Source organism: Spirosoma daeguense, assembly GCF_054776875.1.
Genome location: NZ_BAAHBF010000040.1, coordinates 1 through 562 on the forward strand (window position 1 = coordinate 1; position 562 = coordinate 562).

The 562-nt window shown below is 52.0% G+C and carries 1 pseudogene; it reads right to left on the reverse strand.

Annotation, left to right across the window (positions count from 1 at the left end):
- Positions 1–376, reverse strand: a pseudogene (locus ACYVD4_RS32060) (tetratricopeptide repeat protein); the annotation flags it as partial.
- Positions 377–562 lie beyond the last annotated feature (186 nt).

Here is a 562-nt window from a genome sequence, read left to right on the forward strand (position 1 = left end):
GCGCCATACTGACCAGATAACGCACTCGGTCAAAACGGGTGACTGCACTCAGCAGCAGAACAAAGGCCAGACTGACACCAATTAGAAAGGCGGTGGCTACACCAGGACGAATCTGCATTGCCGAGGCCACAAACTGCTCCGACACGGCGTAAGCTTTGCTATTGACGGCGTAATCGAGTAACCCATCCGAGAACGATTGAGCAGTTACGGGCAATTCATTGAGTTCACTCAGTACATCCCAATGTACGACATTAGCGAGTCCCCGCGCCCAGGCAACGACAAACAGGACCAGGCTGATAGCACTAAAAAGAAGACCTATTACATACGTAAACCGAGCGGTGCGGCCCCACGTAGACCAGAAAAATAAGGACGACATGAAACAGAAACGCAGTTAATAGCGGGTTAGTGCGTGCCTCGCCATCTTGTTGTACAGGCTTATACTCTTCTCTCGATCAAGAACTACTGCTGCCCACCACTGATACCCGCCGTGAAGCCAACTACGTTCGTATTCGCCAGACAGGGACTTGCTCCAATCTTCGCATCAAGCGGAACACGCCACCAG